Genomic DNA, 15,158 nt, shown 5'->3' on the forward strand with positions numbered 1-15,158 from the left:
GACGAACGAACCGTTGAAACTACATGGAGACGCATTGGAGAACTCTTGAAGGCGTTCAGTCCCCAGGAGTGCTCCAACTACCTCAGACATGCAGGGTATGGTTCAGAATAACCCTGACAGACTCTAGGCGCGCTCCCTTGAGTTGCATTGTCGCCTCAAAGCTGTAAATAGTTGCGAAATCCGTACTGAAGGAGAGGTGCAGACGACGGCTCAGCCGATTCTAGAATTTCATCGACAAGGTCGCCCTGACCCCATGCTGCTGCGCGTTGTCGGCGATCTGGCCGGAATAGCCGATGCCAAGGGCAGAGCCCTCGCTGAGGTCGAAGTCGAGCCCGGCGTCGAGCACGAAGGCGTTCTCCGCCAGCGCCACACCATAGACGGTGAACGCCTCCCCACCTGCGAAAGCCTGCGTCGATAGCGGAACGACGTCGCCGGCGGCATGTCGCCAGCCCGCCATGCCGCGCAGCGTGGCGTTCGTCGGGCCCAGGCGGATATCCATTTCGGTACGCAGGCCAAGCGTTGTTATCGTGGTATTGGTCGTGCGGCCGGCGCCGTCGAGCGCGGCGGCCCCGCCCTCTTCGGCGAAATCCGCCGTTCGAATACCGACATGGGCAAGATTGGCGAAGGGCTCGAAGGCGGCCGCCGCCGTCTCAAACCGGTAGCCCAGCTCCGCAAAGGCCTGCAGCGTGCCGGCGTCATAGCTTGCTTGCAGCCTGTCCTCGAAGCTGCCGATGGTGACGCGGCGGCTGGTGTCGATCTGATGCCAGGTATGAGCCAGTCCGGATCGGAAGGCGAGACCGCCCCATTGCGTGCCGGCGTAAAGACCGAGGTGATAATCGTCGCTCGATCCCGAGGAAGCGCGGTGGCGCGGATCGAAGCCGGAATTGCTGTAACCGGCCATCAGGCCGAAGCGGATGTCATCGAAGCTGGTGTCGACGCCGGCGAGAAAACCGCCGGTCCGGTGGTTGAGGGTGGCGGCATTGCCATCCGTGCGTATCTCGCTTCCGCCGCCGAAGGCGGTGCTCCAGAACACCGGCGCGTCGGGGTCAGCGGCAGCGATCAATTCCGAAGCGCCCGGCCCGAAGGCCTGTCTCGGGGTCGCGGTGGCGCCGGCATTGCCGAAAGCGGACCGCAGGCGTTCGTTGGCGGCCTCGCGGACAAACAGGCTCTGCGTGATCAGCGCCGTTTCGATCGAGGCGTGGATTTCGCCGGAAAGCGCGTCGAAGCTCGCTTGCACCTGGGGCTCGTCGTCGGGCAAGCTGACAATGGCATCGTAGATGTCGTTGCCGGTGCCGAGTGCCTCGGCAGCCTGCGCCGCGGCAAACTGGTTGCGTGTCGCCGCCATGTCGCTGAAACTTACATCGTTGCGTGCGATTTCCAGATAGACATTGTTCGGATCGTAGGAAAGGTCGGCATCCAGAAAGGCATAATTGGAGGTGACGGCGCCGAATGTCCCATTGATTCCACCGCTCGCGGTCAGGATCGTATAGGTGGAGAACGGCTTGTAGTCGCCATTCATGCCGATGTGGCTGACGGTGGCGCCGTTCAGAAACGCGGTGCCGGTGACCGAGATCAAATCGCTGGCGGTGCCGGCCGGATCGACCTCGACCTCATAGGTGGCGCCCGCATCGAAAGTGAGGTTGCCGCCGACGGTCAAGGTTCCGATCGAGTTGCCGGGCGCAATGGTGACGCCGGCGCCGGCGCTCAGCGCACCGACATCACCAGACCCGCCCAGCCTGCCGCCGGTCATCGTCAGGATGCCGCCAAGGCTGCCGTTGACGATGAGGCGGCCACCCGCAACCGTGGTCGTGCCTGCAAAGGCCGAACTATCGCCGGTCAGGCGCAAGGTGCCGCTGCCGAGCTTGGTGAGGTCGCCGCTGCCGGAGAATATGCCGCCATAGGTGCCGTCGCTCGCCTGGTCGATGGTCAAGTCGGCGCTGCCGATCGCAATCTCGCCGCCGCTTCCCGAAAGCTGCCCCATGGTCAGGTCGAAGCCGCCGAGATCGAGGATGCCGCCGTTGACCGCATAGGCGCCGTTCTGCACGAAGGCGCCGGCGCTGCCCGCCAGCAGGGTGCCGGCCTCGACCGTCGTCACCCCGTTATAGCTGCTGGTGCCGGACAGCGTCAGCGTACCGCTGCCCTGCTTGGTGAGGCCGCCGGTCCCTTGCAGATCCGTTGATATGCCGATGGCAAAGCCGTTGGTGTCGATAAAGGCGCCGCCCGCATCGAAGATGACCTCGCCGGCGCTGAAACCGCCGAGGAAATTTGCCTCATTGCCCGTTGCGCGCAGAATGCCCCCATCGAAGACGAGGCCGGCGTCACCGGCGCCGCTGTCGATATAACCGGCCTCCAGGACGCCACGCCCGTTTCCGGCGCTTCCGGCGATGTTTACCGTTCCCGTCGCACCCGAATCGTCGGCGATGACGACCCCGGAAGCTGAAATCAGTCCGCCGTTCTCGATCGTCACGCTGCCCGAGCCGAATTCGCCCACAGATAGCTCATTGGAATTGATCCAGCTCGACCCCGCGCCGGTCACGCTGGCCACGCCGCTGCCGTCCGTACTGAAGCCGACGTAACCAAAGCTGCCGGTGACAGTGCCGCCGTTCGAAATGGTCAGTGATCCCGCGCCTACCTCACCGACCGAGACATCATCGGTATTGCTCCAGAGCGAGTTTGCGCCGGTGACGACCACCGCACCAGCAGCCGTGATATCGTTGCCGATATAGCCGAATGTGCTGCTAACCGTCCCGCCATTCGAGATGGTCAGCGTGCCGGTGCCGCTGTCGCCAACAGTGAGTTCCTGAGAATTCGTCCAGGTCGAGCCGTTGCCTGTGACCGTCACCGTGCCGCTGGCGCCGGAGAAATAGCCGATGTGGCCGATTGTATTGTCGACGGCGCCGCCGTCGTCGATGGTGAGCGTGCCGGCGCCCTCATGGCCGACGTAAAGGTCGTTGGAATTGCTCCAGCTCGAGCCCGTGCCCGTGACCGTTGCAGTGCCGCTGGCGCCGGGACCGACGCCGAGCACGCCGGTGTCATTGCCGACCGTGCCGCCGTTACGGATGATCAGGGTCGCATCGTCGCCGTTCTGCTCGCCAATGAGGAGGTCGTCATTGATTGTCCATGGGCTCGGCTGCGTACCCGGGCCGGTGCCGCCCGGATCGTTGCCGTCGACGATCTCCGTGTCGCTGCCGCCGATGACCTGCTGCGCCGATCCCGGCTCTGCCGCCAGCATCAGCGCCAGCGCCGCGGTGCTCGCCGATCCCGCAAGTCGCAGCATGGCCCTCCGATGAGTTGCCGCCCCGCCTGTCTTCTCACCCATTTTCGCCCGCAAATCGTCCCTGCCACTATTCGCTCGCGTAGAAATAGGCCAATTGATTTAAATATTGGTAACCATGTTTCTGAATTGTTCTTCGGCCGCTGAAGAATAGCGGTTTCCCAGCCACTCCACCCTTGTGAACCGGCGCAGGTGCGCATGACTATATTGTCGGCAGACGACAGCGTCGCCGGTCTTTTCAGACGCGTGAGGGAGGCTGTAACATTTTGAATTGCTGAACAATTCTGCCCATGAACCGATTCCGATCCGGGGCTGGCCGGTAGCGCAGCGCACTACCCCATTGCCATCCAGGCGGCGAGCCACACCCACATGGCGGCGAGCGCGAGGTAGCCGGCGGCAAAGAGCGGGCTGCGGTAGCGAAGGTCGTTGCTGGTCACATGGACGGCGGCATGGGCATAACGCAGGGCGACGAAAAGCCAGGCGAGGCCGACGGCGACGATATTATCGGCCTCGGTGACATAAAGAAGAATACAGCAGGCGTAGAACAGCACCGGCAATTCGAACTGGTTGGCGAGGCAGTTCTTGACGACGAGGCTTCCGGCCGGCTCGCCGCGATTTTCGCGATAATCCGATTTCGCAATGCTGCCGGCGCGGACCATTTTTGTCCGCCGCATCCCAAGAAGGGCATAAAGACCATAGACCAGGGCCACATGGGCAAGGAGTGGCCAGAAGATTTGATAGCCGGTCATATGGGCGCCGATTCCTTTTCCGCTTCAGCATTCGCTGCGAGCAGTAGCCGAAAGGCAAGCCGGATACCAGCGCCGGATCAAGGCACTCAGTCCTGGCGCGCAGAGAGCCAGCGGAGAATGGCCAGCCGGGCGATAGGGATGAAGCAGATGGCAAGGCTTGCGAATTTCAGCCGTGTCATCCACGGCAGCAACTCGGCTGCGAGATTTGCAGATCCACTGTCGCCGAAGGCAATCAGGCTGGCAATATTCTCACCATAGTCGGCAATGCCATAGAGGAACGGCAGCAGGTAGACTGCCTTGGCGACGAGCGGGTGGGCCGCTCGGCCGAACCACACGCCGCCGACACCGAGCTTGACGAAGGCGAGAAACAGCAGCGTCGTCAGCAGGGCCGGAAAGATCAGTTCCGGCCCGAAATACATGGCTCTGAGCAGCCGGGTCGCCGTCTCGTTCTCGTCCAGCAGCTTCTGCATATGGAAGACGGCCGCTTCGTCGTAACCGGCGAAATAACTATCGAGCACCGCCTGCCCGGTCTCGTGCTTGAACGGCACGACGAAGCCGAAGGTCGTCCAGGCGAGCACGGCAAGGCAGAGGGCGGCGAGCAGCGCGACGATCCAGAGCGGAATCCCACTGCCCGCCTTCATGATCAGAGACCGGCGCCCGGATAGTTCGGGCTCTCGCGGGTGATCGTCACGTCATGGGCGTGGCTTTCGCGAAGACCGGCGCCGGAGATGCGCACGAAGGTGGCCCGCTCCTGGAAATCCTTCAGGTCCTTGCCGCCGACATAACCCATGGCCGCCTTGAGACCGCCGGCAAGCTGGTGGACGACCGCCGAGACCGGTCCCTTGTACGGCACCTGGCCCTCGATGCCCTCAGGCACGAGCTTGAGGGTGTCGCGCACCTCAGCCTGGAAATAGCGGTCGGCCGAGCCGCGGGCCATGGCGCCGACGGAGCCCATGCCGCGATAGGCCTTGAAGGAGCGGCCCTGGTAGAGATAGACCTCGCCCGGGCTCTCATCGGTGCCGGCCAGCAGCGAGCCGATCATGACGGCGGAAGCGCCGGCGGCGATCGCCTTGGCAAGATCGCCGGAGAATTTGATGCCGCCATCGGCGATGACCGGCACGTCCTGAGCCTGTGCCGCCTGCACCGCCGACATGATGGCGGCGAGCTGGGGAACGCCGACGCCGGCGACGATGCGCGTCGTGCAGATCGAGCCCGGGCCGATCCCGACCTTGACGGCATCCGCACCGGCATCGATCAGCGCCCGCGTGCCGTCATAGGTGGCGACGTTGCCGGCCATGATGCGCACCGAGTTGGAGAGCTTCTTCACCCGGGTGACGGCATCGAGCACGCGCTGCGAATGGCCATGAGCGGTATCGACGACCAGAAGGTCGACGCCGGCATCGATCAGCCGCTCGGCCCGCTCGAAACCGTCATCGCCGACGCTGATGGCGGCGGCGGCGCGAAGCCTGCCCTGCGCATCCTTGGAGGCGTTCGGGTTCAGCTGCGACTTCTCGATGTCCTTGACGGTGATGAGGCCGACGCAGCGGCCTTCGGTATCGACAACGAGCAGCTTCTCGATGCGATGCGAATGCAAGAGGCGCTTGGCCTCCTGCTGATCGACGCTCTCCTTGACGGTGACCAAATTGTCCTTGGTCATCAGCTCGTGGATCTTCTGCTCCGGATCGGAGGCGAAGCGGACGTCGCGGTTGGTCAGGATGCCGACGAGCCGGCCGGACTTCTCGACGACGGGAATGCCGGAGATGCCGTGCGATTTCATCAGGCCGAGCGCCTCGGCCAGCTTTGCCTCCGGCCCGATGGTGACCGGATTGACCACCATGCCGCTTTCGAACTTCTTCACCTGACGGACCTCTTCGGCCTGCTCGACCGGCGTCAGGTTGCGGTGGATGACGCCGAGACCGCCGGCCTGGGCCATGGCGATCGCCAGACGGCTTTCGGTGACGGTATCCATGGCCGAAGACAGGATCGGGATGTTGAGATCGAAATCGCGGGCGATGCGGGTCGCGATGTTCGTCTGGCCGGGCATGACCTCGGAATGGCCGGGCTGCAGCAGCACGTCGTCGAAGGTAAGCGCGTCCGCGCCGGTTGCCGTTTCAATGATGCGTGCCATGGCCAAATTCCTTCATTTCAGAAAATGCAACCTGGCCCGGAAACGAATCGTCCGCCCCGGCGGTGTGCATGGGATTGCTTGGAAGTTGGCGAGGGCTGGTAACACGTCTATGACAGGAAGGAAATAGCAAAAAGCCCGGCCTGTCCGCCGGGCTCGTCATGGGTGCCATGCACAGAGAGCAATTCCGGGAAACCCCGAACGGCTCTCGATCAGATGTCGAACTGATAGGTCTTCGGCACGAAGCGATAGCCGCCATCCTGCTTCTCGGCAAAACCGACCGCCGGGAACGGCATGTGGTAGCCGAGAAAGGCAATCTTCTCGGTCGCGATCATGTCGAAGACCTTGCGGCGCGTGGCGGCGGCCTGCGCCTTGTCCATGTCGAAACGCACCTGCCAATCCGGCCGCAGCAGCGACAGAATATAATGGTTGGCGGTATCGCCTGTGACAACGAGGCGTTTGCCTTCGGATTCGACGTGGAAGACCATATGCCCCGGCGAGTGGCCGGCCGCCAGCATCGCCGTCATGCCGGGCGTGACACTGTCGCCATCCTTGATGAAGCTGATCTTTTCGGCAAGCGGCACGACATTGGCGAGCACCGCCTTGTGGCCAGCTTCGGCCGGCGTGCCCTCGCGCGCCTTGTTCGACCAGAAATCATATTCCGTCTGGCCGACGACATAGCGGGCGTTCTTGAAGGCGGGCGCACCATCTTCCATCAGGCCGCCGATATGGTCGCCATGCAGATGAGTGAGCGCGACGACGGTGACGTCGTCGGCCGAGTATCCCGCAGCCGTGAGGCCGTCAACGAGCTTTCCGAGACCGCGTGCGCGGCCGCCGGCGCCAAAGCCGGCATCGACGAGAATGACGTCCGAACCGGTATCGATGAGAACAGGCGCATAGCCGTTCACCAGCTTGTCGGCCGGCAGGAAGTTTGCGCCCAGCAACGCCTTGACCGCCTCGGGGTCCTGATCGGTGCCGTAGGTTTCATGCGGGTTTTCGGAGATGTTGATGCCATCGCGGACGACGGTGAACTTATAGGAACCGAGCTTGAATTGATTGATCTGCGGCGCAGGCGTTAAATCCATTTTATTCGTTTCTCCAGTCGCGGCCGCTTCGGCCTTTTCTCTTAAAATGACCGGCGCCGTGAGCAGGCCAAGGCCTGCGGCAAAAAGAGTGCGCCGCTTTATTCCCGACGAAATTGCCATATGTCCATCCTTCCATGACGTGCGGTGCGTCGCCGCACGGCCCCCGATGTCTATTCCGGCCGGATTTCTTCCTTCGGCGGAACAGACATATCTCAATCTTGCCACGCGACGTTGTCGGACAAGCCGTCTCACGCAGACGTGAAGCAAACGTGTCGTCGAGGCGGATTGAGGGATTGGCAGGCTTTCGAAGTGGGACTAAACAGCACGGGCCTTCCCAGCTCCCATCCGCAGCCCATCAAGGCCTCCCGCCTATGAACCGCATCGTTCCGCTGATCCTCGCCGTCGCTCTTTTCATGGAACAGATGGACTCCACCGTCATTGCAACGGCGCTGCCGGCGATCGCTAGGGATCTCCATGTCGGGCCGATCACGCTGAAGCTGGCGCTGACCTCCTATATGGTGGCGCTGGCGGTGTTCATCCCGGTCAGCGGCTGGATGGCCGACAGGTTCGGCGCCAAGAAAATCTTCCGCCTGGCCATCTCGGTCTTCGTCATCGGATCGATCTTCTGCGCCATTTCCTCCAACCTCGTCGAATTCGTTTTCGCCCGCTTCCTGCAGGGCATGGGCGGGGCGATGATGACGCCGGTCGGCCGCCTCGTGCTGGTGCGCACGACCAAGCGCAGCGATCTCGTTTCGGCCATGGCGCTGCTGACCATCCCGGCCTTGGTCGGGCCGCTCACCGGCCCGCCGCTCGGCGGCTTCATCACCACCTATTTCAGCTGGCACTGGATCTTTCTGATCAACGTGCCGGTCGGCATCATCGGCATCTGGCTAGCGACGATCTTTCTGCCGGAGGTCGAGGCGATGGCCCCGCCGAAGCTCGATTTCACCGGCTTCGTGCTGACTTCGCTGGCTGCCGCGGGCGTCGTCTTCGGCCTATCGGTGGTCAGCCTGCCGGCCCTGCCGCCGATCATCGGCGTCGCCGCCACCGCGATCGGCCTCGTCTGCGGCGTTCTGTATGTGCGCCATGCGAAGCGCCACGCGGCGCCGATCCTCAACCTCGATCTGTTCAACAACCCGACCTTCCGGGCCTCGACGCTCGGCGGCACGCTGTTTCGCATCTGCGTCGGCGCCATGCCCTTCCTGACGCCGCTGATGTTGCAGCTCGGCTTCGGGCTGACGCCGTTCCAATCCGGCCTGATCACCTTTGCCGGCGCGATCGGGGCGATCACCACCAAGTTCATGGCAAAGCGCGTCTTCGCCGCTGTCGGCTTCCGCACGACGCTTCTTTGCGCTGCCATGGTGACGACCGTGGTGACCGTCGTCACCGGCCTGTTCACGCCGGCAACGCCGCATCTGGTCATCATCGGCGTGCTGCTCATCGGCGGCTTCTCCCGCTCCTTCATGTTCACCGGTGTCAACGCACTGGCCTTTGCCGATATCGACGATGCGCAGGCGAGCCAAGCGACCTCGATGAGCTCGGTGATGCAGCAGATCAGCCTGGCGCTCGGCGTTGCGGTTGCCGCAGCGATCCTGGAAAGCTCGATTTATATCAGGGGCGAAGCATTGCAGGTCGCCGATTTCCACCTTGCCTTCTACATCATCGCCGGACTGACCATCATTGCCACCATTCCCTTCATCAGAATGGACCGCGATGCCGGGGCGTTGGTTTCGGGCCACCGTGCCAAGGTGGTGACGGCATCGACTGTGGAAGCCGAGCAGCCGGCGGTGAAATAGGCGCAAGGGGCGACAGCGTCTGCGCGCCGAAAAAGACGCGCGCGCTGCCGTCTATTCAGGGTTTTCGCAGACGGCAGAGAGCTTGTTGCCGTCGAGATCCCTCACATAAGCGGCATAGAAATGGGCGTGGTAGGAGCGCAGGCCTGGCCCGCCTTCATCGACCGCACCTGCCGCGATCGCAGCCGCGTGGAAGGCATCGACGGCGGCCCGCGTGTCGGCCGCAAACGCTACCATGGTGCCGTTGCCGGCAGCCGCCCGGCGGCGATTGAACGGCGTCACCACCCAGAAGCGGCAGCGCGTATCGCTCTCGGCGGAATAGCCGATTTCCTCCTCCGAATAATGCTGACAGCGATAGCCGAGCAGAGGCAGCACGGCATCATAAAAATGCCCTGCGCGATACAGATCATTGGTTCCGAGCGTGACGTAAAGAAGCATGGGACCAGCAGCTCAGCTCTTGGTGCCGCCATCATCGGCCCGGACCGGCCGAAGATCAAGCGTTCTCAGCGTCACCTTCGGCCTTGCGCCCCTTGAACCCCTTGGCCAGCAGGAACATCTCGACCGATTCGGCGCGCGAGGCGTTCGGCTTGACATGGACGACCTGGCGGAAGTTCTGCTTCAGCATGGCGAGCAGCTCACGCTCGGTGCCGCCCTGGAAGGTCTTGGTGAGGAAATGCCCGCCCTCCCCCAGCACCTCGACCGCGAATTGGGCCGCGACTTCGCAGAGATGCATGGTGCGCAAATGGTCGGTGCGGTGGTGGCCGGTGGTGGGTGCCGCCATATCGGAAATGACGAGATCGGGCGTGCCGCCGACGGCCTCCAGCAGCATTTCCGGCGCACTGGGATCGAGGAAATCGAGCTGCAGGATCTTGACGCCGGGCAGCTGGGCCATTTCGAGAAAATCGATGGCGGCCACACGGATATCCTCATCCGTCGAGCCGGTGACCTTGGCAGCGATCTGCGACCAGCTGCCGGGGGCGGCACCGAGATCGATGATGCGCTTGGCGCCGCGCAGGATATGGTGCTTCTCGTCGATCTCCAAAAGCTTGAAGGCGGCGCGGGCCCGATAGCCCTCGAGCTGGGCGCGCTGCACATAGGGATCGTTGATGTGGCGCTGCAGCCATTGCCGGGAAGAGGCCTTCATCTTCTTGTTCTTGACGCGCTGGCCGAGCTTGCGGCCGGTGCGGTTTCCCGCGATCGGTGCCTTGGTCATGCGTTCTCCTTATCCAGAGCATGATGCCGAAAAGTGTGCGCGGTTTTCGGACGACATCATGCTCTAATTCTTTCATTCATATCCGGATTCAGATTTCAGGTTCGCCTGAAATCATCCGGATCTGGCCCGCTGGCCGCGGCGGTTGCGGTTGCGCCGCCACACGCCGTCATCGGCCATCATGTCGGTGAGCAGTCCTTCCCTCAAGCCGCGATCGGCGACCCGCATGCGCGGGCTCGGCCAGCGGCGGCGGATCGCCTCGAGGATGGCGCAGCCGGCGAGCACCAGATCGGCCCGATCCGGCCCGATGCAGGGATTGGCGGCGCGGCTCTCGAAATTCCACGAGAGCAGTTTTGCCTGCATGGCGGAGACCTCGTCGTCTGACAGCCAGATGCCGTCGACCTTGCGCCGATCATAACGCGGCAGGTCGAGATGCACGCCGGCAAGCGTCGTCACCGTGCCCGATGTGCCGATCAGGTGGAAATCGCCGGTCTGAGCGACCTCGATCTCCGGGCAGTCGAAGCCTTCGAGCATGCCGCCGACTTCGCGCACCATGCCTTCGAAAGCTTCAGGCGTGACGTCGCGCCCGCCATGACGTTCCGACAGCGTCACGACGCCGACCGGCAGCGAGGTCCAGTGGGTGATGTGATTGGCGAGGCGACTGTAACGATTGTCGCCGATGCGGATGACGGCGATCTCTGACGAGCCGCCGCCGATATCGAAGAGCACGACGGAACGGGTGTCACGCCCGACGAGCGAAGAGCAGCCGGAGACGGCCAGCCGGGCTTCGGTCTCGCGATCGATAATTTCGAGCGCCAGGCCGGTTTCGGCAACGACGCGGGCGAGAAACTCCTCGCCATTGACCGCCTGGCGGCAGGCCTCGGTGGCGATCAGCCGCATGCGGCGGATCTCGCGGTTTCTGAGCTTGGAGGCGCAGATCCTCAGCGCTTCGATCGCCCGCTCCATCGCCTCGTCGGACAATCGGCCGCTGGCCGCCAGCCCTTCGCCAAGGCGCACGATGCGGGAAAAGGCGTCAACCACCCGGAACTGACCCGGGCGGGTCGGCTGGGCGATGAGGAGACGGCAATTGTTGGTGCCGAGGTCGAGAGCGGCATAGAGTTCGTCCGGCCATGCATGTTCGCCGGCCTGGCGATCGCCCTGATAACCGGAATTGACATGGCCATCCTGGCGCCCCCTGCGGCCGGCATTGGCGCTGTTTTGCGCCTCCCGCGGCTCGGCGCGCTGCACCGTCTCTTCGGCGCGGCGCTCCTGCTGCGGCGGGGAGGGTTTTGCCGCCGTCAGCGGCCGGCCCTGAAGACCGCGCTTGCCGCGGTGTTTGCGGCGGTTGCGCCGGTTCGGCGTGGAATCACCTTCGGCCCGAGCCGCACTGCCCGCCGCCTGGGTCTGCTCCGTAACATGAGGATGAAGGGAAGCGTCCTGCGCAGCGCCTTGGCCGCCACGACGGCGACGCTTTCGCTTGCGGGCCGGATTTCCGGCCGCATCTTCCATCGGGCGCGCAGACTGCCCGGCATTGCCGGAAAGCTCATGCGAAGCGGGATGAGCCGCGTTGCGGGATTGCCCGCCACGCTTGCCCTTGCGGCGCCTGGACTTCTTGCCGTCCTTGCGCCCTGCCGCCGACGCCCCGTCAAATTGCGGCTTTGCGCCGCCTTCGGGGTCTTCCACGTTATCTTTCCATCGCGCCGCGCAAGTCCTGAGGTATGCAGCAGGCGCTCATTCGATTTTTGCGTTGCGGCAAGAATATCAGCGCCCGCCGAAATCGCCAAATTCTTTTTTGGATGGGGGTTTGCGGGCCGTTTCACCTCTTCCGCGACAGCACTGAATTTTTTCAAAACGGGTATTTGCAATCCGCCCGCTTTTGGTTATAAGCGCCGCACAGCAGCCAAGCGACGCTTCGGCGGCAACTGCTGGGGAATAGTTCAATGGTAGAACGACGGACTCTGACTCCGTTAATCTTGGTTCGAGTCCAGGTTCCCCAGCCAATCAATTTCACCGATCAAGCACTTGTTGAACCACTGGCGAAGATTCCAGGGTAGAGTGCCATGTTCGAGCGACTCCTAGAAATTGACGCGTAGCGTGTTGCCGACACCGGGCGCTGATGGATCACTCGGCATAGCGCAATCTTTTCACTCGCATGTCGCGCAGTCGCCGAGCCGGCGACACCGTCTGTGTCGCGAAGATCGACGCGGGAATAAATACCGATTCACCTGCCTGCTATCAGACCGCTGGGTCAGATGTATTTTCGAATTCCAGAAACCATGCGTAAGTGGATGCAATGCCATCCTCAAGCGAGATGCGCGGCTTCCAGCCCATGTCCTGCAGTTTCTGATTGCTCATCAGCTTGCGTGGCGTGCCATCGGGCTTGGAAAGATCGTGAATGATCTCACCCTCGTAACCGACAACGCGGCAGACCAAACGTGTCAATTCGATAATTTCGAGATCTGTTCCCGAGCCGACATTGACGTGCTGCGCGCCCGAATATGTCTTGAGAAGAAACACCAGAGCGTCGGCGCAGTCGTCGACGTGAAGAAACTCCCGGCGCGGGGTTCCCGTGCCCCAGACCACCATATGCGGGTCTTTTCGAAGTTTCGCAGCATGCGCCTTGCGGATGAGCGCAGGCAGCACATGGCTGGAGTTCAGGTCGAAATTGTCGCCTGGGCCATAAAGATTGGTCGGCATGGCCGAAATATAATCGCGGCCGTGTTGCTTACGATAGGCTTCCGCGAGCTTGATGCCGGCGATCTTGGCGATCGCGTACCATTCGTTGGTCGGCTCGAGCGCACCGGTCAATAGAGCCTCTTCGGGGATCGGCTGTGCAGCGAGCTTCGGGTAAATGCAGCTTGATCCCAGGAACAGCAGCCGGTCCACTTCGCCCCGATGGGCGGCTTCGAAGATGTTCGCTTCAATGATCAGATTGTCATAGATGAATTCCGCCGGATAGCTGTCATTGGCGAGGATACCGCCGACCTTGGCAGCGGCAAGAATGATCGCATCGGGTCGGTTTGCTTCAACAAATTTCTCAACCTCGTCCTGCCGCTTCAAATCGACCTCGCGGCGCGTGGCCGTGATGACGTTGCAATCTTCGGATTGGAGCCGGCGCACAAGAGCACTGCCGACCATACCGCGATGGCCGGCAACCCAGATCTTCTTGTTGGACAAGTCGTACACTCAGATCTCTTTCCGGCTGTTTTGAGCCTTCCAGTGCTTGACATCCTCGCGCACCATCTCGGCGGCGAGCTCGCGAACCGGGGTCTTGTGCTGCCAACCCAGCTTCTGGCGAGCCTTGGTCGGGTCGCCCAGCAAAAGATCGACTTCCGTCGGGCGGAAGTATCGAGGATCGACTTCCACAAGGCAGGCTCCGGACGCGGCGTCATAACCCTTTTCGTCGACGCCGGACCCCTTCCATTCCAAAGCAATGCCCACGTCGGCAAAGGCCCATTCGACAAACTGGCGGACACTCGTCGTCTCGCCGGTCGCCAATACGTAGTCATCCGGCTTGTCCTGCTGCAGCATGCGCCACATGCCCTCGACATATTCACGCGCGTGGCCCCAGTCACGCTGGGCGTCAAGATTGCCGAGGAAAAGCTTGTCCTGCCGCCCCACATGGATGGCAGCCACCGCCATCGTGATCTTGCGCGTGACAAAGGTCTCACCGCGAAGCGGGCTTTCGTGATTGAAAAGAATGCCGTTGGATGCGTGCATGCCATAGGCCTCGCGATAATTCACCACGATCCAGTAGGCATAGAGCTTGGCCGCGGCATAGGGAGAACGCGGGTAAAAGGGCGTCTTCTCGTTCTGCGGCACTTCCTGCACCAGACCGTAGAGTTCCGAGGTCGATGCCTGGTAGAACCGGGTCTTTTCCTCGAGCCCCAGGATACGGATCGCTTCGAGCAGTCGCAACGTCCCGATACCATCGGCATCGGCCGTATATTCAGGGGTTTCGAAGCTCACACCTACGTGGCTTTGTGCCGCGAGATTGTAGATTTCATCGGGCTGTGTCTGCTGCACGATCCGCAGCAGGTTGGTCGAGTCGATCATATCGCCATAATGAAGAATGAAGCGAGGATGTGTCTCGTGCGGATCCTGATAGATATGTTCGATGCGGCCGGTATTGAAAGACGACGACCGCCGCTTGATACCGTGCACCGTATATCCTTTGCTCAGAAGCAATTCGGACAGATAGGCACCATCCTGACCAGTCACCCCAGTAATAAGCGCGGTTTTCGTCATTTTTCACATCGTCTTTCGATACAATCTTCGGGTCGTGTTTATGGAAACGGCCGAACGAGTGCAACCCCCATGTGACCGTGGCAAGACCGGCGAAATGAGCATCGTCGATCTCTTCGGTTGACCCGAGACTGGCACAACAAGACTAGAACTTTCCATTTATCAGCATCCAAGGTGACAAAAATAACCCTGGTAACGGGAGGAGCCTGCTTCATCGATGCGAACTTCATGCTCGATCGGCTTGCGTTTCATGATGAACTCGTCGTCCACCTCGATGCACTCACCTGCGCTGGCAACCCTGAAAATCTCATCTCCATTCGGAGCGATCCGCTCCATTCTCGTCAAAGACGGCCTCACTGACTACGACTAGTGAGGAAGTGCCCCCTTCGCATCTTCCCGCGCAATCCTCGATTTCGCTGCCATTACCTACTTCTGATAGATAAGCCGGTGCGGAAGACCTTGATTTCCGATTATTTCAGTTGCGCTCGTTGCAGAAAGCGACAAGAAGGTGGTTGTCTGTTGATCTGCGAGACGCTGGTAAGCAATGCCTGAAAATTCTCCCTCTGAGACATCGCGCTCCGGATGGTTGTTGGTGCCGATGCAAGCGCTCGTCGCCCCTTTGCTGGCGATGCCGCGGGTTGCAAAACGCGCTCTGGCTTTACTGGTGGATTCCAGCT

Annotated in this window: 12 protein-coding genes and 1 tRNA gene; 2 read left to right on the forward strand and 11 right to left on the reverse strand. The window is 62.0% G+C overall.

Going from position 1 to position 15,158, the window contains the following annotated elements:
- Positions 1-220 precede the first annotated feature (220 nt).
- From ATY75_RS28905 to ATY75_RS28925, 5 genes are all read right to left on the reverse strand, one after another.
- Positions 221-3,277 carry an autotransporter domain-containing protein gene (locus ATY75_RS28905; protein WP_245317656.1) on the reverse strand — a complete coding sequence of 1,019 codons (3,057 nt, stop codon included), beginning with the start codon at positions 3,275-3,277 and terminating at the stop codon, positions 221-223.
- A 329-nt stretch (positions 3,278-3,606) separates the two neighbouring features.
- Complete coding sequence (locus ATY75_RS28910) at positions 3,607-4,023, reverse strand: MAPEG family protein (RefSeq protein ID WP_088940146.1); 417 nt, start codon at positions 4,021-4,023, stop codon at positions 3,607-3,609.
- Positions 4,024-4,109: 86 nt separating this feature from the next.
- Positions 4,110-4,664, reverse strand: coding sequence for a hypothetical protein (locus ATY75_RS28915; RefSeq protein WP_088940147.1), 555 nt, complete (start codon positions 4,662-4,664; stop codon positions 4,110-4,112).
- A 2-nt stretch (positions 4,665-4,666) separates the two neighbouring features.
- Positions 4,667-6,151: an IMP dehydrogenase gene (guaB, locus tag ATY75_RS28920; protein ID WP_064836853.1), complete on the reverse strand. Its 1,485-nt coding sequence runs from the start codon at positions 6,149-6,151 to the stop codon at positions 4,667-4,669.
- Between the two features lie 209 nt (positions 6,152-6,360).
- Positions 6,361-7,353 carry an MBL fold metallo-hydrolase gene (locus ATY75_RS28925; RefSeq protein ID WP_088940148.1) on the reverse strand — a complete coding sequence of 331 codons (993 nt, stop codon included), beginning with the start codon at positions 7,351-7,353 and terminating at the stop codon, positions 6,361-6,363.
- Between the two features lie 251 nt (positions 7,354-7,604).
- Between ATY75_RS28925 and ATY75_RS28930 the strand changes: the two genes are divergently transcribed.
- Positions 7,605-9,029, forward strand: a complete 1,425-nt coding sequence (locus ATY75_RS28930; RefSeq protein WP_088940149.1) for a DHA2 family efflux MFS transporter permease subunit — start codon at positions 7,605-7,607, stop codon at positions 9,027-9,029.
- A 51-nt stretch (positions 9,030-9,080) separates the two neighbouring features.
- On the opposite strand, the gene ATY75_RS28935 is transcribed toward ATY75_RS28930, so the two are convergent.
- The 3 genes from ATY75_RS28935 to ATY75_RS28945 form a co-directional block, all read right to left on the reverse strand.
- Complete coding sequence (locus tag ATY75_RS28935; RefSeq protein WP_088940150.1) at positions 9,081-9,464, reverse strand: VOC family protein; 384 nt, start codon at positions 9,462-9,464, stop codon at positions 9,081-9,083.
- Positions 9,465-9,519: 55 nt separating this feature from the next.
- Complete coding sequence (locus ATY75_RS28940) at positions 9,520-10,239, reverse strand: RlmE family RNA methyltransferase (RefSeq protein ID WP_065092130.1); 720 nt, start codon at positions 10,237-10,239, stop codon at positions 9,520-9,522.
- Positions 10,240-10,350: 111 nt separating this feature from the next.
- The gene (locus ATY75_RS28945) at positions 10,351-11,919 is read right to left on the reverse strand and encodes a Ppx/GppA phosphatase family protein (protein WP_065092129.1); all 1,569 of its coding nucleotides are present in this window, start codon (positions 11,917-11,919) and stop codon (positions 10,351-10,353) included.
- 243 nt (positions 11,920-12,162) lie between these two features.
- On the opposite strand from ATY75_RS28945, the gene ATY75_RS28950 reads away from it, so the two are divergent.
- Positions 12,163-12,236, forward strand: a tRNA-Gln gene (locus tag ATY75_RS28950).
- Between the two features lie 235 nt (positions 12,237-12,471).
- Here ATY75_RS28950 and ATY75_RS28955 read toward each other — a convergent pair.
- From ATY75_RS28955 to ATY75_RS34805, 3 genes are all read right to left on the reverse strand, one after another.
- Complete coding sequence (locus ATY75_RS28955; RefSeq protein ID WP_088940151.1) at positions 12,472-13,422, reverse strand: GDP-L-fucose synthase; 951 nt, start codon at positions 13,420-13,422, stop codon at positions 12,472-12,474.
- Positions 13,423-14,484, reverse strand: coding sequence for a GDP-mannose 4,6-dehydratase (gmd, locus tag ATY75_RS28960; protein WP_065092127.1), 1,062 nt, complete (start codon positions 14,482-14,484; stop codon positions 13,423-13,425). It lies immediately after the preceding gene.
- Between the two features lie 423 nt (positions 14,485-14,907).
- A partial coding sequence (locus ATY75_RS34805; RefSeq protein ID WP_190241442.1) for a hypothetical protein occupies positions 14,908-15,158 on the reverse strand: 251 nt, incomplete at its 5' end.

Origin of the sequence: Rhizobium sp. N122 (assembly GCF_002211295.1) — a bacterium.
Taxonomy (GTDB): domain Bacteria; phylum Pseudomonadota; class Alphaproteobacteria; order Rhizobiales; family Rhizobiaceae; genus Rhizobium.

What these genes read in the sequence shown, in the direction of transcription:
- ATY75_RS28905 (WP_245317656.1), bottom strand. Translation starts at nt 3,277, where the DNA reads ATGCTGCGACTTGCGGGATCGGCGAGCACCGCGGCGCTGGCGCTGATG.
- ATY75_RS28910 (WP_088940146.1), bottom strand. Translation starts at nt 4,023, where the DNA reads ATGACCGGCTATCAAATCTTCTGGCCACTCCTTGCCCATGTGGCCCTG.
- ATY75_RS28915 (WP_088940147.1), bottom strand. Translation starts at nt 4,664, where the DNA reads ATGAAGGCGGGCAGTGGGATTCCGCTCTGGATCGTCGCGCTGCTCGCC.
- guaB (WP_064836853.1), bottom strand. Translation starts at nt 6,151, where the DNA reads ATGGCACGCATCATTGAAACGGCAACCGGCGCGGACGCGCTTACCTTC.
- ATY75_RS28925 (WP_088940148.1), bottom strand. Translation starts at nt 7,353, where the DNA reads ATGGCAATTTCGTCGGGAATAAAGCGGCGCACTCTTTTTGCCGCAGGC.
- ATY75_RS28930 (WP_088940149.1), top strand. Translation starts at nt 7,605, where the DNA reads ATGAACCGCATCGTTCCGCTGATCCTCGCCGTCGCTCTTTTCATGGAA.
- ATY75_RS28935 (WP_088940150.1), bottom strand. Translation starts at nt 9,464, where the DNA reads ATGCTTCTTTACGTCACGCTCGGAACCAATGATCTGTATCGCGCAGGG.
- ATY75_RS28940 (WP_065092130.1), bottom strand. Translation starts at nt 10,239, where the DNA reads ATGACCAAGGCACCGATCGCGGGAAACCGCACCGGCCGCAAGCTCGGC.
- gmd (WP_065092127.1), bottom strand. Translation starts at nt 14,484, where the DNA reads ATGACGAAAACCGCGCTTATTACTGGGGTGACTGGTCAGGATGGTGCC.